Raw genomic sequence first — 20,862 nt, 5'->3', positions numbered from 1 at the left:
CCACTTGTCCACAAGGGACAAATCTTGTCCACAGGCTGTGAATATGGGGCAAAGCGGGGCGCGACTCTGTTGCGAGCGGCGATGCCGCGCGAGTCAAGCTGTTGGCAAAAACGACGCCCCCGCCTAAAGCCGCGCTGTCCGCCGACCAACAAACCACCACAATCATATTTAATATTATATTGGAAAGAGAAAGAGGGGCCGTGTGAAGGCGTCACCGAAGAGCTTGCTGGCCGTGCTGCGCGGAACGCGGCAAACGCGCCCGCCCTTGTGGCTGATGCGCCAGGCCGGACGTTATCTGCCCGAGTATCGCGCGCTGCGTGAAACCAAGGGCGGTTTCCTCGAGCTATGCTATGATCCCGAGGCCGCGGCCGAGGTGACCTTGCAGCCGATCCGGCGGTTCGGGTTCGACGGGTCGATCCTGTTCTCCGACATTCTCGTCATCCCGCACGCGCTCGGCCAGCATCTGTGGTTCGAGGCGGGTGAGGGGCCGCGGCTCGCCCCGCCGCTGGTCGACAGCGCGCTGGCATCGCTCGAAGCGGCACCGCAGCGGCTCGATCCAATCTATGCGACCGTCGCACGCGTCGCAGCTTCGCTACCTGCCGAAACGACCTTCCTGGGCTTTGCGGGCAGCCCATGGACCGTCGCAACCTATATGGTGGCGGGGCAGGGGTCGAAGGACCAGGCCGCGGCGCGGCGCATGGCGTTCGGCGATCCCTCGGCGTTCCAGGCGATCATCGATGCGATCGTCGATGTTACGGTAACTTACCTATCGGGCCAGATCGAACATGGCGTCGAGGCGGTGCAATTGTTCGACAGCTGGGCGGGCAGCCTCAGCCCAGCGCAGTTCGAACGCTGGGTGATCGCGCCGAACGCCGAAATCGTCCGCCAGCTGAAGGCGATGCACCCCGACACCCCGGTGATCGGCTTTCCCAAGGGAGCGGGCGGCAAGCTGCGCGCCTATGCCGACGAAACCCGTGTCGATGCGATCGGGCTTGACGAAACGGTCGATCCGGCCTGGGCCAACGGCGTCCTGCCGCCGCATCTGCCGGTGCAGGGCAATCTCGATCCGCTCGCGCTCGTCGCGGGCGGCGCGGCGCTCGACGCCGCGATCGACCGTATCCTTGCGGCTTTCCCGGCGCGTCCCCATATCTTCAATCTGGGTCATGGCATCGTCCCCGATACGGCCGTAGCCCATGTCGAACATCTGATCAGACGCGTTCGCGGCGGGTAATATGGCAGACTGGGCAGGATTTCTCGGGGTGACGATGCTTTGGGTCAAAGCGGCGCACATCATTTTTGTCATCTTCCTGATGGCCGGCCTGTTCATGATGCCGCGCTTCTTCGTCTATCACCACCAATGCCCCGTCGGGTCGGACGAAGATAAAAAGTGGATCGAGCGCGAAGATCGCTTGCGCCGCATCATCCTGAACCCGGCGCTGACGATCGTCTGGGCGCTCGGCCTGTTGCTCGCCTTCAACGGCAATTATTGGGGCGAGACCTGGTTCATCGCCAAATTCATCCTCGTTCTTGCGCTGTCGGGCTATCACGGCTGGATGATCGGCTATTTCAAGAAGCTGGAAAAAGGGCTGCGCCCGCTCACCGAAAAGCAACTGCGGCTGCTCAACGAAGTGCCGGGTGTTGCCGCGGCGATCGTCGTCATCCTGGCGGTCGTTCGTCCCTGATCGCGCGCCACTGGTGCCAGCTTCGGGCGCAGCCCGATTGACTTGGCATGGCGCGAGGGATAGGGGCCATTTCAATCCCGCCAGCCGGGCCGGCGCTTCCCAAGTGCCGGAGCTATCGCAAACGGTCGTCCCACGGCCGGATAGGCACCCCAGCGGTGCACTGAAAACCGACGGTACTTTCTCCATATATCTTACCCTGGAATCCATCCATGCATCTTAAAGAACTCAAAACCAAAGCCCCCGCGCAGCTTGTCGAAATGGCTGAAGAGCTGGGGGTCGAGGGTGCCTCGACGCTGCGCAAGCAGGATCTGATGTTCTCGATCCTGAAAGAACTCGCCGAAGAGGGCGAGGAAATCATCGGGTCGGGCACGATCGAAGTGCTACCCGACTCGTTCGGCTTCCTGCGCTCGTCGGACGCCAATTATCTCGCCGGTCCTGACGACATTTATGTCTCGCCGAACCAGGTCCGCAAATATGGCCTGCGCACCGGCGATACCGTCGAAGGCGAAATCCGCGCGCCGCGCGACGGCGAGCGTTATTTTGCGCTGACCAAGCTGATCAGCGTCAATTTCGACGATCCCGACGTGGTTCGCCACCGGGTCAATTTCGACAACCTCACCCCGCTCTATCCGAACCAGAAGCTGTCGCTCGACACCGTCGACCCGACCGTCAAGGACAAGTCGGCGCGCGTCATCGACCTGGTCAGCCCGCAGGGCAAGGGCCAGCGTGCGCTGATCGTCGCGCCGCCGCGCACGGGTAAGACGGTGTTGCTGCAGAATATCGCCAAGGCGATCACCGACAATCATCCCGAGGTCTATCTGATCGTCCTGCTGGTCGACGAACGCCCCGAAGAAGTCACCGACATGCAGCGCAGCGTGAAGGGCGAAGTCGTCTCCTCGACCTTCGACGAACCTGCGACGCGCCACGTCCAGGTCGCCGAAATGGTGATCGAAAAGGCCAAGCGCCTGGTCGAGCACAAGAAGGATGTTGTCATCCTGCTCGATTCGATCACGCGCCTGGGCCGCGCCTACAACACCGTGGTCCCAAGCTCGGGCAAGGTGCTGACCGGGGGTGTCGATGCCAATGCGCTGCAGCGGCCGAAGCGCTTTTTCGGCGCCGCACGCAACATCGAAGAAGGCGGGTCGTTGTCGATCATCGCCACTGCGCTGATCGATACCGGCAGCCGCATGGACGAAGTCATCTTCGAAGAATTCAAGGGCACCGGTAACTCCGAAATCGTCCTCGACCGCAAGGTCGCCGACAAGCGCATCTTCCCGTCGCTCGACGTCGGCAAGTCGGGCACGCGCAAGGAAGAATTGCTCGTCGAGAAGGACAAGCTCAGCAAGATGTGGGTGCTGCGCCGCATCCTCATGCAGATGGGCACGATCGATGCGATGGAATTCCTGCTCGACAAGATCAAGGACTCGAAGACCAACGAGGATTTCTTCGACTCGATGAACCAATAGCACCGCTCGGGCGGGATGATCGTCGAACAGGCCCTGTTGCAGGTTCGGCCCGGGCAGGGCGCCGCTTTCGAGCGCGCGCTCGCCACCGCCCGCCCGCTGATCGCCGCCTCGCCCGGATTTTTGGGCATGGACGTGCGGCGCGGGTGCGAAGCGGTGGAAACCTACTTGCTGATCGTGCATTGGGACCGCATGGAGGACCATCGCGATGGTTTCCGCCGCTCCGAACGATATGAACAGTGGCGGGCGCTGTTGCACCCTTTTTATGACCCGATGCCGGTCGTGCATTATTTCGGAGAGCCTGTGTGATTGACCTTTTGTTGACCGCCGCCACGACGGCCGCGCAGGGGCTGGGTGGCCCGTCGGAAATCTGGGGGCATATCGTCAGCGATTTTTCGAACATCACCGAACCCGCGGCAATGGCGGCCTTTTTGCAGGTTCTGCTGATCGACCTCGTCCTCGCCGGCGACAATGCGATCGTCGTCGGCGCGCTCGCCGCGGGCCTGCCGCCCGAACAGCGCCGCAAGGTGATCCTGATCGGCGTGCTCGCCGCGCTGGTGCTGCGCATCGCCTTTGCTTTGGTGGTTACCCAGCTGCTCCAGATCGTCGGGCTGATCTTCATCGGCGGGCTGCTGCTCGCCTGGGTCGCGTGGAAAATGTGGCGCGAACTGCGCGAAGGTGCGCATTCGGCCGGATCGCCCGAAGTCGCCGGCGACGAACATTCGGGTCTGAAGCCCGCGAAAAGCTTTGCCGGTGCTGCCTGGGCAGTCGCGATCGCCGACGTCAGCATGAGCCTCGACAATGTGCTCGCGGTCGCCGGCGCGGCGCGCGATCATCCGGGGATCATGATTGTGGGCCTGATCGTCGCGGTCGCGCTGATGGGCCTCGCGGCGAACATCATCGCCAAATATATCGAGCGTTACCGCTGGATTGCCTATTTCGGCCTTGCGGTCATCGTCTATGTCGCGGTCAAGATGATCTATGACGGCTGGGTCGATCCTTCGGTCGGGCTGGGGACGCTGCTCGGCTAAGGCGGCCCGGAATTTACCATCGTGCGGCTGGCTGCGGGCCAGCGGCGCGATGGTGTTATGGGCGGTGACGGGTTGGTTTTTGCCGCCGCCCGCCCCATTTAGCCGCTATGCCCCCACTCCATCTCACCAAGGTCGCGGTCGGCTGCGCGCATGTCGAGACCTTTGCGCGCCGGGTAGCAACGCGCGTTCGCGACGGCGAATTGCGCGTGCCGACGCGGATGCGGCCAAAGCGGATGGACGAGCTGGTCGGCGGTTATCTGCACTGGATCATCAAGCACCGGATCGTCGCGCGGCAACAAATCTTGCGCTTCGACGATCGCAAGGATGGCCGGGTCGACATCGTCTGCGCCGCCGAGGTCGAAATCCTGCCGCCGCTGTCAAAGCGCGCGCATCAGGGGTGGCGCTATCTGGCCGATGACGATGCGCCGAAAGGCATGGCCGACCATGACGGCGTCGCTGACCTGCCGCCGCACCTCTATCGCGAACTCGCCGCGCTGATGCTGATCTAGGGCGTCACCCTATGCGTGGCGAGCATTTCGGCCATTTTTCCCCACACCTTGTTGATCGCCTTGAGCGGGCGGACCATCACCTTGAAATCGATGATTTTTCCATCCTCGTTCCAGCGGATGATGTCGACGCCGTTGATGTGGATGCCGTCGAGCGTGGTCGCGAACTCGAGCATCGCCTGGTCGCCGTCGATAATCTCACGCTCGTAACGGAAATCGTCGCCGCCGAGGACGTGGCTCGCGGCGTGGAGATAGGCGAACACCTTGTCGCGCCCCGCCTGCGGCGAGTGGACGACGGGAGAGTGGAACACCGCGTCCTCGGCAAGCATATCGCGCAGCATCTGCGGGTCGCCGCCGCCCTCCATATAAGCGTGCCAGGCGGCGACGCCTGTCTGGGCGAGATTGGCCGCGCTCATGCCAGATGCTCGGCGAAAAAGGCCTTGGTGCGGCCATCGGCGAGTTCGGCACCCGCATTGTCGCGGCGATTGCCGCCGGTCGCAGCAAAGCCGTGGTCGAGCCCCGGATAGTCGTGGAGCGTGACCTTTGGATGTGGATCCAGCCCCTCGTGCATTTTTGCCTGCGCCTCGGGGCCGACGAGATGATCCATCGTGGGAATATGCAGCATCAGCGGGTGCGCGATCGCGTGGCTTTCATTCAGCATCTGATCGATCATCACCCCATAATAGCCGACCGATGCGTTCACGTCGGTGCGCGCCGCGGCCATATAGGCGAGCCGGCCGCCAAGGCAGAAGCCGACGCAGCCCACTTTCGTGGCGCCCTGCGCGTGGAGCCAGCGGATCGCCGCCTCGATATCCTGAACTCCGTCGCCGGCGTCATATTGGCCGAAATAGCCGAAGGCTTCCTGCAGTTCGGCCTCGACATCGGGATCGAGCTCGACCCCGGGGGCAAAGCGCCAGAACAGGTCGGGGGCGATCGCCAGATAACCCTCTGCCGCCCAGTCGTCGCATTTTTCGCGGATCCCGGCGTTCACCCCAAAGATTTCGGGAATGACGATGATCGCGCGCGAGCCGTCGGCGTCGGGACGCGCGACATAGGCGGGGATCGCGCCTGTCCCGTCGAGCGCGGGGATGGAGATGTTCGTCGCGGGCATGGGGCGGCTCCTGACTCTTGCTAAATCGCTTTGAAAGCGCGAAGCTAGCGGGGCTGCGGGCATGGCTCAAGCGGCTTACCGGCATTTCGGGGCGGAGACAGGCGATGAAGTTCAATATCGAGATCGATTGCACCCCCCAGGAGGCGCGGCAATTGTTCGGCCTGCCCGATCTCGAGCCGCTGCACGACATCTACCTCGACCGCGTCAAGGAATTGATGGCGAAGGGGATCACCCCCGACATGGTGCAGGCGATGGTCAAGACCTGGGTGCCGATGGGCGAGGGCGGGCTGGGGCTGGTCCAGTCGCTGCTCGGCCAGTTCGGCGGCGGGCTGATGGGCAGCGCCGCGAAAGCGACCGGCGATGACGACAAGACCGCCAAGGGGCGCAAGAGCTGAACCAAGCCGAGGTAAGCGACACGATTTTTGCGCTGTCGAGCGGGATGCCGCCGGCGGCGATTGCGGTCGTGCGGATCAGCGGGGTAGCGGCGGGGGCGGCGTTGCAGGCGCTGGCCGGGCGCTTGCCCGCGGCGCGGCGGGTGACACTCGCCGATCTCAGGACCGTTACCGGCGCACCGCTCGATCGTGCCCTGATGCTCTGGTTCCCCGGACCAGCGACGGCGACGGGTGAGGATCTGGCCGAGCTGCATTTGCATGGCGGCCGCGCTGTCGTGGCGGCGGTCGAGGCGGCGCTTGGCGCGCTGCCCGGGCTGCGGCGCGCCGAAGCAGGGGAGTTCACGCGGCGCGCATTCCTCAACGGGCGGATAGACTTGGCCGAGGCCGAGGGGTTGGCCGACCTGCTCGCGGCTGAGACCGAGAGCCAGCGGGTGCAGGCGCTGGGCATGGCAAGCGGGCATGTGTCGCGCGCGGTGGCGGGGTGGCAGGATCAGCTGTTGACGTTGATGGCGGGGGCGGAGGCGGAGCTGAACTTTGCCGATGAGGACGATGTCGAAGTTGGCGAAGGTGTCGCGCAGAGGTTGATTTTGGGGATGGCAGCTTTGGCGGACGAGCTGGGGCAGTGGTTAGCGCGGCCGGCGGCGGAGGTGATTTCGGAGGGGTTGTCGGTGGTCATAGCAGGGCCGCCGAACGCTGGAAAATCCACTTTAATCAATGCTTTGACACAGCGTGAGCTGGCGATCGTGTCGCCGGTCGCGGGGACGACGCGCGATGTGATCGAGACGCCGTTGGCGCTCGACGGGATCGCGATGCGCTTTTCGGACACGGCAGGATTGCGCGCGGAAAGTGCCGACGACATCGAGATGATCGGGATCGACCGCGCGAAGGCGGCGGTCGAGGCGGCAGACATATTGTTGTGGCTGGGACCGCCGCAGGATGTCCCGAACCACCCGCGGGCGATCCTGATCGCGGCGCAGGCCGACCGCTGGAAGGGCGATGCGGCGGCGGAGGCCCATGCGGCGCGGTGCGACCTTAGCCTGTCGGCGGCGACGGGCGAGGGGATGGACCGGCTGCACCGGATGATCGTCGAGATGGCGCGCACCTTGCTGCCGCGCGAGGGCGAGGCGGCGCTGCGCCAGCGGCAGCGCGCGGCGCTGGGCGAGGCGCGCGACTGGCTGCGGATCGTCGCGGGGACGCGCGAAGCGATCGACCTGATCCTGCTCGCCGAACGGCTGCGGCTTGCGAGCGGGGCGCTCGATCGGATCACCGGGGGCGCGGGGGTGGAGGATATGCTCGACACGCTGTTCGGGCGATTCTGCATCGGGAAATGACAAGAATTCTGGCGATTTTAGTATGAAGCTCGTCTTGGAAAACCCAGCTCAAAGGTTCCATCATTCTCAATGTGAAGGAAGCCTTTGCTAATAACGTCCATACCCAGCAGAACATCAAAATACTTATTGAAGCCGAGGTCTATTCCCTCAATTTCGCCACCAAGACCTATCACTGTCGAGATTCCTTCGTCGGCATCGGGCCAGATTCCGACGTAGAAGAGGTAAGTCCAGTGATTTTCTGTTCGCTTCACGTTTGATATTTCAACGCGTCCTGTTTTAGTGAGGCGGAGATCCTGAATGACTCGCTCCGAGACGCAAGTTCGTAGTGCTCCAGTGTCGATGAGCGCCGAGTATTCCGAAAAATGAAAACCAGCCGGTTCAGGGAGACCGCTTGTTTCATTGGCCGGAAGAAATGGACGGATGCCAACTCGAACCAGCGCTCGGCGATCTTCAAGCCGTCCCTTGAGCGAGTACATAGGAATAGAAGCCTAAATCCACCGGCTCACTTGAAACCAACTGAACGGAGTATAACCCATCCAAAAATGCCTTGGCCCCCGCCCGTTCAGCATCACCAGCGCTTTCATAGAATGCCACGACAGCCCTCGCTTTCATGAGCGCATACTTCCCCAGATGCTCCTCAAGTAGCTTTGGCAGCATCGTTTTGAAAGCGATGTAGTTTCGATCAATTTCGTTTTCTCGCGATTGATCCATGGCTCGGTTTCCCTTTTTCCCCCCAACGTTCATGAGATTCTGCACGAAATTCTCGACGCTGTCACCTTCCATCTTGACAAACGAAACCAAATGAGTCCGTCGGATTCCTTTAGGAATCAACACGGGCAGAAATTCGTAATTAAATTTCTCTCCAGAGCTGTTTCACGTGAAACATTGAGTCCGTGGCGGAGTAGTGGATTCGGCTTTGACTTTCAGCTATGCGCCGCAGCAATCATGCACAGCAGCACAATATATGATGTCATCGTCGTTGGCGGGGGGCACGCCGGGACCGAGGCCGCAGCCGCCGCGGCGCGGCTTGGCGCCCGGGTAGCGCTGGTCAGTTTTGATCCGGCGCTGATCGGGACGATGTCGTGCAATCCGGCGATCGGCGGGCTCGGCAAGGGGCATTTGATGCGCGAGGTCGACGCGCTCGACGGGTGGATGGCGCGCGCGGCGGATAGTGCGGCGATCCATTACCGGATGCTCAACGCGTCGAAGGGCGCGGCGGTGCAGGGTCCGCGGGTCCAGGCTGACCGGACGCGCTACCGCGATGCGATCCAGCAGCTGCTCGCCGCCGAGGATGGCATCACGGTGATTGGCGGCGAAGCCGCGGCGTTACTCTTGGCCGATGACGACGCCGTCGTGGGGGGGCTGGTTCTGGGCGATGGGACGACGCTGACCGCGGGCGCGGTGGTGCTCGCGACCGGCACCTTCCTGGGTGGTCGGATGTTCCGCGGTGAGGAGCGAATGGTCGGCGGGCGCATCGGCGAGGATGGCGCGCATCGGCTCGCCGAGCAGCTGCGCGCCGCCGATCTGCCGATGGCGCGGCTGAAGACCGGGACGCCGCCGCGGCTCGACGCGCGGACGATCGACTGGGCGCGGCTCGAAGAACAGCCGTCGGACGGGGCGACATGGACCTGTTCCACGTGGAACAATGCGCGGACAGTGCCGCAGATTTTCTGCGCAATCACGCGCACAAACGCCGAATCGCACGCGATCATCGCCGCGAATCTGCATCGATCGCCGCTGTTCACCGGTGCGATCGGGGCGGCGGGGCCGCGCTACTGCCCCTCGATCGAGGACAAGATCCACCGTTTCGCCGATCGCGACGGGCATCAGGTGTTTCTGGAGCCCGAGGGGCTCGACTCGCATCTTGTCTATCCGAACGGCATTTCGACCTCGCTGCCCGCCGATGTCCAGCTGGCGATGCTGCGCACGATGGACGGGCTGGAAGCGGTCGAGATGGTCGTACCGGGCTATGCGGTCGAATATGACCATATCGATCCGCGCGCGCTCGACCGGACATTGCAGGTCCGCGCGATGCCCGGCCTCTATTGTGCGGGGCAGATCAACGGCACGACCGGATATGAAGAAGCGGCGGCGCAGGGGCTGATCGCGGGCGCGAATGCCGCGCTGGCGGGGCAGGGGCGTGCGCCGCTGATCCTCGACCGGTCGCAAAGCTACATTGGGGTGATGGTCGACGATCTGGTGTTGCAGGGAGTAACCGAGCCCTATCGCATGCTCACCGCGCGCGCCGAATATCGGCTGCGGCTGCGCGCCGACAATGCCGCGACACGGCTGACCCCGATCGGAATCGAACTGGGGCTGGTCCGCCCCGCGACGGCGGCGCTGTTTGCAGCGCGGCAGGCGGAGCGCGCCAAAGCCGAGGCCTTGCTCGCGGTACCGGTGACGAGCGCCGATTATGGGGTAATCGGAATGAGCATCCCGGGCGATGGGATCGCGCGGATGCGGATCGAGCTGCTGCGGTTTCCCGGCGTAACGGTTGCAACGCTGGCCATGCTGGCACCCGAACTCGCCGCGATCGATCGCACCATCGTCGCCGAGCTGGTCGAGGATGCGCATTATGCGCCCTATATCGCGCGGCAGGACGCCGAACTGCGGTCGCTGGCGGCGAATGAGGCAATCAGCCTCGACCCCGCGCTCGACTATACCGCGATTGGCGGGCTGTCGCGTGAGATGGTCGAGCGGCTTGGGAAGGCGCGGCCGGAGACCTTGGGGCAGGCGGCGCGGATCGACGGGGTGACCCCGGCGGCGTTGACCGCGATCATGGTGCATAGTCGGCGGCGCGCCGCGTGAGGTCGTAAGCGGCAGGATATTGGAATCGCACACAAAGACACAAAGAGGGTGGCTTCGGCGTCCGAAGAACGTTCAAGATGTCGCACGAGGCACAACCCGATGAGTGTCTCGACTTCGCTCGACACGAACGGAAGCTGAGGTGGTGCTGATTATGCGTGCGAAGCGCTCCGTAATGAGGTTTGACGCGACATCTTCGTGTCTCTGTGTGAGAAATTTTTCTTGATCGGCAATCGGGCCATTTCTTTGCGCCTTTGCGCCTTTGCGTGAACCAATAGAAATCTCACGCAAAGGCGCAAAGGCGCGAAGAAGGGTAGCGGGATTCCCGCTTTCGCGGGAATGACGGAATTGGGGTTGTGAGTTGATGGACAGCGTTGACGCGATATTGGGTAGTGAAGATGCCGCACGCGATTGGATCGGGGCGGCCTTTGCGCCGTCGGCCGATCAATGGGCGCGGCTGGAGCGATTTGCGGCGATGCTGGTGGCCGAGAGCGCGCAGCAAAACCTGATCGCGGCGTCGACGATCCCCATATTGTGGGTGCGGCATATCGCCGACAGCGCCCAGTTGCTGACGCTCGATGGTGGCCGCGATGGGCTGTGGCTCGATCTGGGGAGCGGGCCGGGGCTGCCGGGGCTGGTCGTCGCGCTGCTCAGTGAGCGGCCGATGATGCTGGTCGAATCGCGCAAACGGCGGTGCGATTTCCTGCGCGCGGTGGTCGGCGAGCTCGATCTGGCGCATGTCGAGGTGGTCGAGGCGCCGCTTGAGCGGATGGAAACGCGGCTTGCGGCGACGATCAGCGCGCGGGCGTTTGCGCCGCTCGACAAGTTGATCGACTTATCCGCGCGTTTTTCCACCGAATCGACGCGCTGGCTGCTGCCAAAGGGGCGAAACGCGGTTAAGGAACTGGCGTTGCTGCCGCAGCCGTGGCAGAATCTGTTTCACGTGGAACAAAGCCGTACCGACGCCGACAGCCAGATTTTGGTCGGCACTGGAAAAATCCCGGCAAAACAGCGAGGAAAAGCATGATCCGCATTTGCGTGGCGAACCAGAAGGGCGGGGTCGGCAAGACGACGACCGCGATCAACCTGGCGACCGCGCTCGCGGCGACGGGTTGGCGGACGCTGATCATCGACCTCGATCCGCAGGGCAATGCGTCGACCGGGCTGGGAATCAAGCAGGCGCAGCGCGAATATTCGAGCTACGAATTGCTGCGCGGCGACGCGACCCTGGCCGAATGTGCGATTCCGACCGCGGTGCCGCGGCTCGACATCGTCCCCGCGACGGTCGATCTGTCGGGCGCCGAGATCGAGCTGATCGAGTTTCAGGACCGGCTGCATCGCTTGCAGCAGGCGCTGTCGGGCGCCGAGGCGGGGCAGTGGGACATCTGCCTGATCGATTGTCCGCCGTCGCTGGGAATGCTGACGCTCAACGCGTTGATCGCCGCCGAATCGCTGATCGTGCCGCTGCAATGCGAATTTTTCGCGCTTGAGGGGCTGAGCCAACTGCTCACGACGGTCGAGCGGGTGCGCGAACGCTTCAATCAGAAATTGTCGATCCTGGGCGTCGCGCTGACGATGTTCGACCGCCGCAACCGGTTGACCGACCAGGTGTCCGACGATGTGCGCGAAGTGCTGGGGCCGGTGGTGTTCGAAACCGTCATTCCGCGCAACGTCCGTCTCTCCGAAGCGCCGAGCCACGGACTGCCGGCGCTGATCTATGATCATCGCTGCGCCGGGTCGGCGGCGTATATCGCGCTGGCGCGCGAGCTGATCGATCGCTTGCCCAACGTCCGTAAGGCGGCATAAATGACTGATGATAAAGACGAAAGTGGAGCATCGCCGGCGCGCAAGCGGCCGTCGGGGCTGGGCCGCGGGCTGAACGCGCTGTTCGGCGACGTCGCCGCCGAGGCGCCGGTGCTGGCCAGCGCGGGAAGTGCGGCCAAGGTCGCGCCGACGGTGTCGGGCGATGCGGTGCAGCATGTGCCGCTGGGAGCGATACGTCCGCTGCCGGGGCAGCCGCGGCGCCACTTCGACGAGAATGCCATCGCCGAGCTCGCCGATTCGATCGGGCTGCGCGGGCTGTTGCAGCCGATCATCGTCCGCCGTGCGCCGGACGGCGACGGCTATCAATTGGTCGCCGGTGAGCGGCGCTGGCGCGCGGCACAACGCGCCGGGCTCCACCAGATTCCGGCGCTGGTCCGCGAACTCGACGATGCCGCGACCTATGAAATCGCGCTGGTCGAAAACATCCAGCGGCAAGACCTCAACGCGATCGAAGAGGCGGGCGCTTATCGCCGCCTGATCGACGATTTTGGGCATAATCAGGAAGCGCTGGCCAAGCTGGTCGGCAAATCGCGCAGTCATGTCGCGAACCTGATGCGGCTACTCGACCTGCCCGAGGCCGTGCAGGCGCTGGTCGGCGACGGATCGCTGGCGATGGGCCATGCGCGCGCGCTGGTCGGCGCCGCCGACGCCGAAGCGATCGCGCGGCGGGTGGTCAAGGAAGGCCTGTCGGTGCGCGCGGTCGAGGCGCTGGTGCGCGAGGACAGGGGCGGCGGGCGCAAGGCGCCAATGGAATATAAGAGCATGGACGGCGTCGGCGGGCGCGATCCCGACATCGTCGCGGTCGAGCGCCATTTGTCCGAACTGCTCGGTATCGGGATTGCGATTCACTATGCCGGCGGCGGCAAGGGGGCGCTGACGCTGAAATTCGCGTCGCTCGACCAGCTCGACATGATCTGCCAGCGATTGAGCGGCGAGGCGATCTGATCGATCGGCCCGTCATTCCGGTGCAGGCCGGGATCACGAAAGAGGCAGGCGAATCGTTCAGGCGCCGCTTGCTATGGCCGACGCGATTCGCCGCGCCCGAGCTGCTTAATTTGTGCCAGTCCGGGCCGTTAAAGAAGGGCGGACGGTCCCCACGCCGCCGCTATCGTCAGACTAAATCCTTGATTTTCCTCGCTTACCGTCGGTAAGGCGGGACAATTGCTATTGCGCTGTTAACCAATCTTGCTGGCAAAGGTTGAACCTGTCGCCCGCTAAACGGGTCGACGAATGGGGTGGGATTTCCATTCGCGTTTCGATTGTCAGTTTTCGAATTCAAGGGACCAAAACTATGCGCAAATTTGGAATGAAGCGCGCCGTCGTCGGCGCCGCGATTGCTGCCCTCGCCATGAACGCTTCGGCGGCCCATGCGGCGACGGCAACCGGGACGGCCACGGCCAAGATCCTGCGCCAGATCACGCTTACCAACACCAGCGACCTGCAATATGCGACGATCATCAGCGGTGCCACCGCTTCGACCGTCGCGGTCACCACCGCTGGCGCCCGCACCTGCGGCGCGGGCCTGACCTGCACGGGGACGACCACCGCGGCCAATTTCAACGTCGCCGGTACCGACGGCGCCGTCGTGCTGGTCGGTGGTGACGCCAACGTGACGCTCAACGGTTCGCTGGGCGGCACGATGGCCTCGACGCTGAGCTATTCGGCGGCGAACATCACGCTGGGCGCGACCGGCGGCAGCTTTCAGGTCGGCGGCACGCTGAGCGTCGGCGCCAACCAGACCGCGGGCGATTATACCGGGACGTTCAACGTCACCGCCAACTACCAATAAGGTGGGGGGACCGGCGGGCCTCGGCTCGCCGGCCAAAAGAGGGGCCGCCGGACCTGGGTCTGGCGGCCCTTTTTTGTGCGCGGCGCGCACGATCGGCACGGCTTGGTTAGCGAAATATCAACCATGTTGGCGCAGGCAGGATGCGACCAGCGGAATGGTGTGGGCCATTCCGGACCAACGATTGTGGGGATCGTATCCATGCCTAGATTTTTCAAGGGCTTCGGCCTGTTTTTCGCGTTGGCGTTTGGCGGCGCGGCGCTGCCGGTGCAGGCGGCGGGCGACCTGCTCGTCGCGCCGACGCGGGTGGTACTCGACGGATCGCGCGGCACCGAAGTGGTGCTGAACAATATCGGCGCCGAGCCCGCGACCTATCGCATCAGCCTAGAGATCAAGCGGATGACCGCGGCGGGCGGGCTCGACGAGATCGCCGAGGACAAGGTCAGCCCTGCCGAGCGCACCGCGCTCGACATGATCGCGTTCAGCCCGCGCCGCGTCACCCTGCCGCCCAACCAGCCGCAGGTGATCCGCGTCGGGGTGCGCATTCCCGAAGGCACCCCGCCAGGCGAATATCGCGCCCATATGCTGTTTCGTGCCGTGCCCGACGCCGCCGCTGCGGTTCCCGCCGATGCGGCGAAGCCCGCGGGCGGCGGGGTGTCGATCGCGCTCACCCCGATCTACGGCATCACCATTCCGGTGATCGTGCGCGTTGGCGATCTGGGCGCCGAGGCGGCGATCGGTGAGGCATGGGTTGCCGAAACGCCTGACGGCCCGGCGTTCAATTTCGACCTGACCCGCAGCGGCAACCGCTCGGTCTATGGCGACATCGAGGTGACGCGGCCGGGCGCGCCCGAACCGCTGCTGATCGCGCGCGGTATCGCGGTCTATCCCGAGGTCGCGGCGCGCCAGGTGTCGCTGCGCGTCCCGCCCGAACTCGCGGCAAAGCTCAAAGGGCCGGTGCACATCCGCTATAGCGAGGACCGCGAAATCGGCGGCGGCACGATCGACGAGGCAGACCGGGTGGTGAAGTGAGCGCATAGGGGCGCAACAGCAAGGTAAAGCCGTGATCCGCGCGGTGCTTGCTCGATGGAAACCGGCGATCCTCGCCGGGCTGGCGCTGGTCGGGCTTGTCCCGGCCGGCGCCGCGGCCGTTGATAACCAGCCTGTTTCGCTCGCCGCCGATGGCTGGGTGCCGACCGAGGACGACAGCTGGCTGTTCGACCTGCGCTCGGGACAATATCGGCTGGGTGACGGAGTGCGCGGCTATCAGACGCCGCAGGGGGTGTGCGTCGACCTGGCCGACATGGTGCTGGCGCTCGATCTGGCGGTGCGCGTCGACAAGAAGTTGCGCCGCGCAACCGGCTGGGTGTTCGACGAGCGGCGCAGCCTGACGATCGACCGCGACGCGGGCGAAGTGCGCGCGGGCAGCCAGAGCTTTCGGCTGTCGGCAACGATGATCCGCGATACCCCCGCGGGCTGGTGCGTCGATCTGGACAGTTTGACCAACTGGCTGGGGGTGCCGATCGCCGCCGACCTGTCGAACGCGGTGCTGCGCATCGATACCAAGGATAAGCTGCCGTTCCAGCTTGCCGCCGAACGGCGCGCGCGCGCCGCCGCGATCCGTCCGACGGCGCAATTCGACCTCGCCAGCCTGCCGCAGGCGGCGCGGCCGTATCAGGCGTGGGCGACACCGTCGGTCGATGTCGTCGCTTCGGCGGGGTTCGTGTCCGACAAGCGCGGCGGTTCCTATGTTCAGGGGCGGTACGAGATTTTCGCCGCGGGCGAGGTGCTGGGGCAAAGTTTCGACGCGCGGCTGTCGTCGGACAATGAAGGCGTGCCCGACAGCCTGCGGATGCGGCTGTATCGCACCGATCCCGAAGGGCGGCTGCTCGGGCCGCTGAAGGCAACGCATTATGCCGCGGGCGACGTCAGCCTGTTGTCGACCGGAATCGTCGCATCGTCGGCGCCGGGGCGCGGCGCGGTGGTCACCAATCGCCCGGTCGAACGCCCCGACAGTTTCGACAAGACCAATTTCCGCGGCGACTTGCCTGCGGGCTGGGACGCCGAACTGTATCGCAACGGCCAATTGCTGGCGTTCACCAGCCCCAATGGCGACGGCCGCTACGAATTTCTCGACGTGCCGCTGCAATATGGATCGAACCGCTTCGAAATCGTGCTCTATGGTCCGCAGGGGCAAATCCGCCGCGAAATCAAGCAGGTGCAGGTGGGGATGGATTCGATCCCGCCGCAGCAGACCTGGTATTGGGCGGGGTTTGCACAGGAAGACGCCGACCTGATCGAATTTGGCGGGCGGCGGCGCGGTCCGTTCCGCCGCGGCTGGCGCGGTACGCTGGGCGCCGAGCGCGGGCTCGACGCGCGGACGTCGGTCGCCGCTTATGCCCATAGCCTGATGATCGAAAATGTGCGGCGCAATTACGCCGAGGTGGCGCTGCGCCGCTCGCTCGGCCCGACCTTGCTTGAGGTCGGCGGCAGCTATGCGGATGACAGCGGCGGGGCGGTGCGCGCGAGCTGGCTCGCGGCATTCGGCGAAACCTATGTCCGCGCCGACGCGATGCGCGGCTGGAACGGCTTTGTGTCCGACCGTTTCCTGGGCAATATCAATGGCCTCTATTCGATTTCAGTCGATCAGTCGGTCAAGCTGGGGCGGACGGTGTTGCCGCTGCATTTCGACGTGCGCCAGATCGATCGGCGGTCGGGAATCACCAGCCTGGAAGCCAGCGCGCGCGCATCGGCGAGTTTTCGCGCGCTGACCTTTACCGGCCAGCTCGATTGGAGTCGGACCAAGGTGCCGATCGGTCCCGATCCGCCCGACAATCTGACCGCCAGCCTGCTCGCCAATGCCCGGATCGGGCGTGTCCGCCTGCGTGGTGAGGCGCGCTTTGCGCTGTCGGGCGACAGCAGCGACACGCGGGTGGCGTTGATCGGCGAATGGGCCGGCGCCGGACGATCTGGGAGCGACGCCGAATGGCGCGCCGAACTCGGCTATGATCGCGGGTTCGACCGGGCGCGGGTCGGCGCCGGATATACACGCCGTTTCAAACGTTTACAGCTGAGCGGCTTTGGCGAAGTGGCGAGCGATGGATCGCTCGCGGCGTCGCTGTCGCTCGCGTTCAGCTTTGGGCCGAAGCCGAATGGCGGCTGGCGGGTGTCGAGCGAAAAGCTGGCGAGCCGTGGCCAGGTGATCGCCGATGTGTGGATGGACGACAATGGCGACGGAATCCGCCAGCCGGGCGAAGCGGCGCTGGCGGGGGTGCCGCTGACCGCGGGCCACGGCTTTATCGACGCGGCGACCGACCAGCAGGGACAGGCGACGATCGACGGGCTGGAGCCGTTCCGTCCGGTGCTGATCGGCATCGATGCCGGCAGCCTGCCCGATCCCTATGTCCAGCCGGCGCTGCCTGGCGTGGTCGTGTCGCCGCGCCCCGGCGTCGCGACGCGCATCGCGCTGCCGATGGCGGCGGCGGGCGAGATCGAAGGCGTGGTGCGGCGCGACGGCGGCAACCCGGTCGAGGGGCTGGGCCTTGAACTGGTCGATGCCGAAGGGCGCGTGCGCGCGACGACGCTGACCGAATTTGACGGATATTTCCTTTTCGAAAGCGTTGCTTACGGGCGTTACACGGTGCGGCTGGGGCAGGCGTCGGCGGCGGCGCTGCGGCTCGACGGCAATTTTGCGGTGGGCGCGGTGCCCGGAAAAGCGACGCCGCGCGTCCGGCTCGGCACGCTGATACTGAAGCCGCAGCGTCGCGACGTCGCGGGGCTGGACGACGCGGCGTCGGGCGGAACCAGCGCGCGCGGGCCGCCGGACGCGGGCGGTTCCGGATCATAGCCTGCCGGGACGGTGGGCAATTTGCTTGCCGTGCCGGGCGGCGGCAGCGATTAAACACAGCGACGAAGGCGGTTCCGGAAGGCATGATGTGCGAAAAGCGGTGTGGATAGCGGTGTCGCTTGGCCTCCTGCTGGCGGGAGCAGGATTCCTTGCGGTGCTGGTTTCGGCCGTACCATCGCCGCGACATGGCAGCGGAGAGCCGTCTTCGATCGAGGGCCGCGCGGCCCCGGGAGCGAAGAGCCGACAAGTCTATTCGCCCATTATCGCGAAGGATCCCTATGTTATCGATCAATGGGAAAAATCGATCCAGGCGCTCGAAGCCGCGTGCACCCAACGCGGAGAATACTGCGAAGAGGCCCAAAAAGCGCGCTTGTCGGTGAACCGATAGCGGCGCTCCCGGGGCAATTCAGCTCAGCAACGGCTCGAGCGCATCCCATTCGCGGTCGACCGCGCGGCGGCCGGCGTCGATCGCGGCGCGGATTTTGGTGGGGTCGAATTCGAGCGTTTCGGCGACTTCCTCTTCGGGTTCGATGATACGGATCGGCGCGAAGCGGTAGCGCGCGATCTGGACGTCCAGCGGGCGGAGGATGCGCGCGGCCTGCGCGCCGCCGATGCCTTCGCTTTGCAGCGCGCGTAGCTGGCCCTCGCGCGCGGCGATCAGGTCATTGATCAGCGCGGCGCCGGCAAGGTCGTTCGCCGACACCTCCGATTGCAATATGTCGACCGCGCGTAGTCCGATCTTGATCAGATTGGGGAAGACACGCACCGGGCCGGGCCGCGGCGCGGGCGAGGCGCGCACCGCGATCACGCCGCGCGGGTTCATGTCGAGCGCCGCGCTGAGCGGGGTCACGTCGCGCACCCCGCCATCGACCCATTGTTCCTCGGTCCCGTCGCTCGCGCGCGTCCTGAGCGGGTCGAAAAACAGCGGCATCGCGCAGCTGGCATAGACCCAATTGTGGATGCCGGGGACGGTCTCGTCGATGCTGCGATAGGTACCGGTGCCGAGATTGACGACGCCCAGCAACAATTTGCGCCCGCTGGCGCGCAGTTTGGCGTCGTTGGCAAAGCCCTTGAGCAGACGTTTGAGCGGTGCGGTGTCGTAGATCGCATCCTCGCCGAGCAGCCCGCCGACGACGCCCAGCGGGCGCGATTTGTAGATCGAGCTGTTGCCGCGGATCGCGAGCCACGCGTCGAGAAGCCCCGGCACATCGTCCTGCGCGACCCCCAGCGCCTGGATCGCGCCGGTCGACACCCCGGCGACAATATCGAGCCGGACGCCGCGATTAACGACGAGTTCGTGGACGACACCAACCTGAAACGCCCCCTTGGCGCCGCCGCCGCTCAAGACAATCGCCAGACCACCCGCCATGTCGCGCCTCCTTGGCCAAGCGCCGAGTTTATCGCAATTCGGGCGGCACCCCAAGCCGCGAAAGGCCGCGTTGCCGAGAATCGCGACCCCGAATTAACCACTTTTTATCCATGATTGGTCACAGCGGGCGGGAGCATGAATTTGCCTGTGGGGAAGTCGATCAATGTCCAATATGTCCGGTTCGAGCAAAGGCCGCCCGACCAGCGCCGACGTTGCCATCATTGGTGCCGGTCCTGCGGGGCTGACCGCCGCCTATCAGCTGACCCGGCAAGGGTATAAGGTCACGGTGATCGAGAAGGATCCGGTTTATGTCGGCGGGATCAGCCGCACTGTCGAACATGAAGGCTTTCGTTTCGACATCGGCGGCCACCGCTTTTTCTCGAAAAGCCAGGAAGTCGTCGATCTGTGGAACGAGATTCTGCCCGACGATTTTATCCAGCGGCCACGGATGAGCCGCATCTATTATGAGGGCAAATTCTATTCCTATCCGCTGCGCGCGTTCGAGGCGCTGTGGAACCTCGGCATCGTGCGTTCGACTTTGTGCATGGTGAGCTATGCGCAGGCGAAGCTGCTGCCGAACAAGAATGTCCGCAGTTTCGAGGACTGGACGATCAACCAGTTCGGGCGGAAGCTCTATTCGATCTTTTTCAAGACCTATACCGAGAAGGTGTGGGGCATGCCGTGCGACGAAATGTCGGCCGACTGGGCGGCGCAGCGCATCAAGGGGCTGAGCCTGGGCGCGGCGGTGCTCGACGGGCTGAAGCGCAGCCTGGGGCTCAACAAGCGCCCGAATGACGGCATGGCGACCAAGACGTTGCTCGAAACCTTCCGCTACCCGCGGCTTGGCCCCGGCATGATGTGGGATGCGGCGCGCGACAAGGTCGTGGCGGGCGGCAACCATGTGCTGATGGGCCACAGCTTCAAGCAGCTGACGCAGGATCAGGTGAGCGGACGCTGGCGGTTGACCGCCAATGGCCCCGATGGCGACGTCGTGATCGACGCGGCGCATGTCATCAGCTCGGCGCCGATGCGCGAACTGGCGGCGCGTATCCATCCGCTGCCCGCCTGCGCGCTGTCCGCGGCGCCGTCCTTGAAATATCGCGACTTTCTGACCGTCGCGCTGAAAATCCGGTCGGAGGATCTGTTCCCCGACAACTGGATCTATATCCACGACAGCAAGGTGCAGGTCGGCCGGGTGCAGAATTTCCGCAGCTGGTCGCCCGAGATGGTGCCGGACCCCGAACTGGCGTGCGTTGGCCTCGAATATTTCTGTTTCGAGGGCGACGGGCTGTGGGCGTCGAGCGACGAGGAGCTGGTCGCGCTGGCGACGAAGGAAATGGCGATCCTGGGCCTCTGCGATCCCAGGGATGTCGTCGGCGGCGCTGTGGTGCGGCAGGAAAAGGCCTATCCGGTCTATGACGATGATTATGCCGCGCATGTCGAAACGATGCGCAGCGAGCTCGAGACGCGCTATCCGACGCTGCACATGGTCGGGCGCAACGGCATGCACCGCTACAACAACCAGGATCATGCGATGATGACCGCGATGCTGACGGTGCGCAATATCGTCGCCGGGACACGCGTCTATGACATCTGGGGCGTCAACGAGGACGCCGAATATCACGAAAGCGGCACCGAAGGCGAGCAGGCGGCGCTGGCGTCGGTCCGCGACGTGCCGGCGCGCGTGACGAAGGCGGCCTGAAGCCTTGGCCGGA

Annotated in this window: 21 protein-coding genes; 16 read left to right on the top strand and 5 right to left on the bottom strand. The window is 64.7% G+C overall.

What is annotated here, in order from left to right:
• Nucleotides 1-202 precede the first annotated feature (202 nt).
• From hemE to ACTIFP_RS02305, 6 genes are all read left to right on the top strand, one after another.
• Complete coding sequence (gene hemE, locus ACTIFP_RS02330) at nucleotides 203-1,231, top strand: uroporphyrinogen decarboxylase (RefSeq protein ID WP_439567107.1); 1,029 nt, start codon at nucleotides 203-205, stop codon at nucleotides 1,229-1,231.
• Between the two features lies 1 nt (nucleotide 1,232).
• Nucleotides 1,233-1,682 (top strand): CopD family protein, encoded by a 450-nt coding sequence (locus ACTIFP_RS02325; protein WP_439567106.1) that lies wholly within the window; start codon nucleotides 1,233-1,235, stop codon nucleotides 1,680-1,682.
• Nucleotides 1,683-1,891: 209 nt separating this feature from the next.
• A complete protein-coding gene (gene rho, locus ACTIFP_RS02320; RefSeq protein WP_120217674.1) occupies nucleotides 1,892-3,148 on the top strand; it encodes a transcription termination factor Rho in 1,257 nt (418 codons plus the stop codon).
• A gap of 15 nt (nucleotides 3,149-3,163) precedes the next feature.
• Nucleotides 3,164-3,454, top strand: coding sequence for an antibiotic biosynthesis monooxygenase family protein (locus tag ACTIFP_RS02315; protein ID WP_439567105.1), 291 nt, complete (start codon nucleotides 3,164-3,166; stop codon nucleotides 3,452-3,454).
• Nucleotides 3,451-4,176, top strand: a complete 726-nt coding sequence (locus ACTIFP_RS02310; RefSeq protein ID WP_439567104.1) for a TerC family protein — start codon at nucleotides 3,451-3,453, stop codon at nucleotides 4,174-4,176. Before ACTIFP_RS02315 ends, ACTIFP_RS02310 begins: the two co-directional genes overlap by 4 nt.
• 107 nt (nucleotides 4,177-4,283) lie before the next feature.
• Nucleotides 4,284-4,685 carry a DUF1489 family protein gene (locus tag ACTIFP_RS02305; protein WP_439567103.1) on the top strand — a complete coding sequence of 134 codons (402 nt, stop codon included), beginning with the start codon at nucleotides 4,284-4,286 and terminating at the stop codon, nucleotides 4,683-4,685.
• Here ACTIFP_RS02305 and ACTIFP_RS02300 read toward each other — a convergent pair.
• Together ACTIFP_RS02300 and ACTIFP_RS02295 are read right to left on the bottom strand one after the other, a co-directional pair.
• The gene (locus ACTIFP_RS02300) at nucleotides 4,682-5,098 is read right to left on the bottom strand and encodes a nuclear transport factor 2 family protein (RefSeq protein WP_439567102.1); all 417 of its coding nucleotides are present in this window, start codon (nucleotides 5,096-5,098) and stop codon (nucleotides 4,682-4,684) included. The two genes, ACTIFP_RS02305 and ACTIFP_RS02300, sit on opposite strands and share 4 nt — an antisense overlap.
• Nucleotides 5,095-5,793, bottom strand: a complete 699-nt coding sequence (locus tag ACTIFP_RS02295; protein WP_439567101.1) for a dienelactone hydrolase family protein — start codon at nucleotides 5,791-5,793, stop codon at nucleotides 5,095-5,097. The genes ACTIFP_RS02300 and ACTIFP_RS02295 overlap by 4 nt, the downstream gene beginning before the upstream one ends.
• A 104-nt stretch (nucleotides 5,794-5,897) precedes the next feature.
• Here ACTIFP_RS02295 and ACTIFP_RS02290 point away from each other — a divergent pair, with 104 nt between their 5' ends.
• Together ACTIFP_RS02290 and mnmE are read left to right on the top strand one after the other, a co-directional pair.
• Nucleotides 5,898-6,188 (top strand): DUF6489 family protein, encoded by a 291-nt coding sequence (locus ACTIFP_RS02290; protein ID WP_439567100.1) that lies wholly within the window; start codon nucleotides 5,898-5,900, stop codon nucleotides 6,186-6,188.
• A gap of 23 nt (nucleotides 6,189-6,211) precedes the next feature.
• Nucleotides 6,212-7,516 (top strand): tRNA uridine-5-carboxymethylaminomethyl(34) synthesis GTPase MnmE, encoded by a 1,305-nt coding sequence (gene mnmE, locus ACTIFP_RS02285; protein ID WP_439567292.1) that lies wholly within the window; start codon nucleotides 6,212-6,214, stop codon nucleotides 7,514-7,516.
• Between the two features lie 17 nt (nucleotides 7,517-7,533).
• On the opposite strand, the gene ACTIFP_RS02280 is transcribed toward mnmE, so the two are convergent.
• Nucleotides 7,534-7,992: a hypothetical protein gene (locus ACTIFP_RS02280; RefSeq protein ID WP_439567099.1), complete on the bottom strand. Its 459-nt coding sequence runs from the start codon at nucleotides 7,990-7,992 to the stop codon at nucleotides 7,534-7,536.
• Nucleotides 7,967-8,299: a hypothetical protein gene (locus ACTIFP_RS02275; protein ID WP_439567098.1), complete on the bottom strand. Its 333-nt coding sequence runs from the start codon at nucleotides 8,297-8,299 to the stop codon at nucleotides 7,967-7,969. Before ACTIFP_RS02275 ends, ACTIFP_RS02280 begins: the two co-directional genes overlap by 26 nt.
• Nucleotides 8,300-8,461: 162 nt before the next feature.
• Here ACTIFP_RS02275 and mnmG point away from each other — a divergent pair, with 162 nt between their 5' ends.
• The 7 genes from mnmG (at nucleotide 8,462) to ACTIFP_RS02240 (ending at nucleotide 17,778) form a co-directional block, all read left to right on the top strand.
• A complete protein-coding gene (mnmG, locus tag ACTIFP_RS02270) occupies nucleotides 8,462-10,324 on the top strand; it encodes a tRNA uridine-5-carboxymethylaminomethyl(34) synthesis enzyme MnmG (protein WP_439567097.1) in 1,863 nt (620 codons plus the stop codon).
• Nucleotides 10,325-10,685: 361 nt separating this feature from the next.
• On the top strand, nucleotides 10,686-11,348 hold the full coding sequence (gene rsmG / locus ACTIFP_RS02265) for a 16S rRNA (guanine(527)-N(7))-methyltransferase RsmG (protein ID WP_439567096.1): 663 nt from the start codon (nucleotides 10,686-10,688) through the stop codon (nucleotides 11,346-11,348).
• Nucleotides 11,345-12,127: a ParA family protein gene (locus ACTIFP_RS02260; protein ID WP_439567095.1), complete on the top strand. Its 783-nt coding sequence runs from the start codon at nucleotides 11,345-11,347 to the stop codon at nucleotides 12,125-12,127. The genes rsmG and ACTIFP_RS02260 overlap by 4 nt, the downstream gene beginning before the upstream one ends.
• Nucleotides 12,128-13,090: a ParB/RepB/Spo0J family partition protein gene (locus tag ACTIFP_RS02255; protein ID WP_439567094.1), complete on the top strand. Its 963-nt coding sequence runs from the start codon at nucleotides 12,128-12,130 to the stop codon at nucleotides 13,088-13,090.
• Nucleotides 13,091-13,436: 346 nt separating this feature from the next.
• Nucleotides 13,437-13,934, top strand: a complete 498-nt coding sequence (locus ACTIFP_RS02250; RefSeq protein ID WP_439567093.1) for a DUF4402 domain-containing protein — start codon at nucleotides 13,437-13,439, stop codon at nucleotides 13,932-13,934.
• A gap of 198 nt (nucleotides 13,935-14,132) precedes the next feature.
• On the top strand, nucleotides 14,133-14,963 hold the full coding sequence (locus tag ACTIFP_RS02245; RefSeq protein WP_439567092.1) for a fimbrial biogenesis chaperone: 831 nt from the start codon (nucleotides 14,133-14,135) through the stop codon (nucleotides 14,961-14,963).
• Between the two features lie 31 nt (nucleotides 14,964-14,994).
• Nucleotides 14,995-17,778, top strand: a complete 2,784-nt coding sequence (locus ACTIFP_RS02240; RefSeq protein WP_439567091.1) for an MSCRAMM family protein — start codon at nucleotides 14,995-14,997, stop codon at nucleotides 17,776-17,778.
• 406 nt (nucleotides 17,779-18,184) lie between these two features.
• On the opposite strand, the gene ACTIFP_RS02235 is transcribed toward ACTIFP_RS02240, so the two are convergent.
• Nucleotides 18,185-19,147 (bottom strand): patatin-like phospholipase family protein, encoded by a 963-nt coding sequence (locus ACTIFP_RS02235; protein ID WP_439567090.1) that lies wholly within the window; start codon nucleotides 19,145-19,147, stop codon nucleotides 18,185-18,187.
• A gap of 163 nt (nucleotides 19,148-19,310) precedes the next feature.
• Here ACTIFP_RS02235 and ACTIFP_RS02230 point away from each other — a divergent pair, with 163 nt between their 5' ends.
• Nucleotides 19,311-20,849 (top strand): NAD(P)/FAD-dependent oxidoreductase, encoded by a 1,539-nt coding sequence (locus tag ACTIFP_RS02230; protein ID WP_439567089.1) that lies wholly within the window; start codon nucleotides 19,311-19,313, stop codon nucleotides 20,847-20,849.
• Nucleotides 20,850-20,862: the final 13 nt, after the last annotated feature.

Source organism: Sphingopyxis sp., from assembly GCF_051861155.1.
GTDB lineage: Bacteria > Pseudomonadota > Alphaproteobacteria > Sphingomonadales > Sphingomonadaceae > Sphingopyxis.
The sequence above is the reverse complement of the archived record's forward strand: the minus strand, read 5'-3'. Positions and strand labels throughout refer to the sequence as shown.

What these genes read in the sequence shown, in the direction of transcription:
- ACTIFP_RS02325 (WP_439567106.1), top strand. Translation starts at nt 1,233, where the DNA reads ATGGCAGACTGGGCAGGATTTCTCGGGGTGACGATGCTTTGGGTCAAA.
- rho (WP_120217674.1), top strand. Translation starts at nt 1,892, where the DNA reads ATGCATCTTAAAGAACTCAAAACCAAAGCCCCCGCGCAGCTTGTCGAA.
- ACTIFP_RS02315 (WP_439567105.1), top strand. Translation starts at nt 3,164, where the DNA reads ATGATCGTCGAACAGGCCCTGTTGCAGGTTCGGCCCGGGCAGGGCGCC.
- ACTIFP_RS02305 (WP_439567103.1), top strand. Translation starts at nt 4,284, where the DNA reads ATGCCCCCACTCCATCTCACCAAGGTCGCGGTCGGCTGCGCGCATGTC.
- ACTIFP_RS02300 (WP_439567102.1), bottom strand. Translation starts at nt 5,098, where the DNA reads ATGAGCGCGGCCAATCTCGCCCAGACAGGCGTCGCCGCCTGGCACGCT.
- ACTIFP_RS02295 (WP_439567101.1), bottom strand. Translation starts at nt 5,793, where the DNA reads ATGCCCGCGACGAACATCTCCATCCCCGCGCTCGACGGGACAGGCGCG.
- ACTIFP_RS02290 (WP_439567100.1), top strand. Translation starts at nt 5,898, where the DNA reads ATGAAGTTCAATATCGAGATCGATTGCACCCCCCAGGAGGCGCGGCAA.
- ACTIFP_RS02280 (WP_439567099.1), bottom strand. Translation starts at nt 7,992, where the DNA reads ATGTACTCGCTCAAGGGACGGCTTGAAGATCGCCGAGCGCTGGTTCGA.
- ACTIFP_RS02275 (WP_439567098.1), bottom strand. Translation starts at nt 8,299, where the DNA reads ATGGAAGGTGACAGCGTCGAGAATTTCGTGCAGAATCTCATGAACGTT.
- mnmG (WP_439567097.1), top strand. Translation starts at nt 8,462, where the DNA reads ATGCACAGCAGCACAATATATGATGTCATCGTCGTTGGCGGGGGGCAC.
- rsmG (WP_439567096.1), top strand. Translation starts at nt 10,686, where the DNA reads ATGGACAGCGTTGACGCGATATTGGGTAGTGAAGATGCCGCACGCGAT.
- ACTIFP_RS02260 (WP_439567095.1), top strand. Translation starts at nt 11,345, where the DNA reads ATGATCCGCATTTGCGTGGCGAACCAGAAGGGCGGGGTCGGCAAGACG.
- ACTIFP_RS02255 (WP_439567094.1), top strand. Translation starts at nt 12,128, where the DNA reads ATGACTGATGATAAAGACGAAAGTGGAGCATCGCCGGCGCGCAAGCGG.
- ACTIFP_RS02250 (WP_439567093.1), top strand. Translation starts at nt 13,437, where the DNA reads ATGCGCAAATTTGGAATGAAGCGCGCCGTCGTCGGCGCCGCGATTGCT.
- ACTIFP_RS02245 (WP_439567092.1), top strand. Translation starts at nt 14,133, where the DNA reads ATGCCTAGATTTTTCAAGGGCTTCGGCCTGTTTTTCGCGTTGGCGTTT.
- ACTIFP_RS02235 (WP_439567090.1), bottom strand. Translation starts at nt 19,147, where the DNA reads ATGGCGGGTGGTCTGGCGATTGTCTTGAGCGGCGGCGGCGCCAAGGGG.
- ACTIFP_RS02230 (WP_439567089.1), top strand. Translation starts at nt 19,311, where the DNA reads ATGTCCAATATGTCCGGTTCGAGCAAAGGCCGCCCGACCAGCGCCGAC.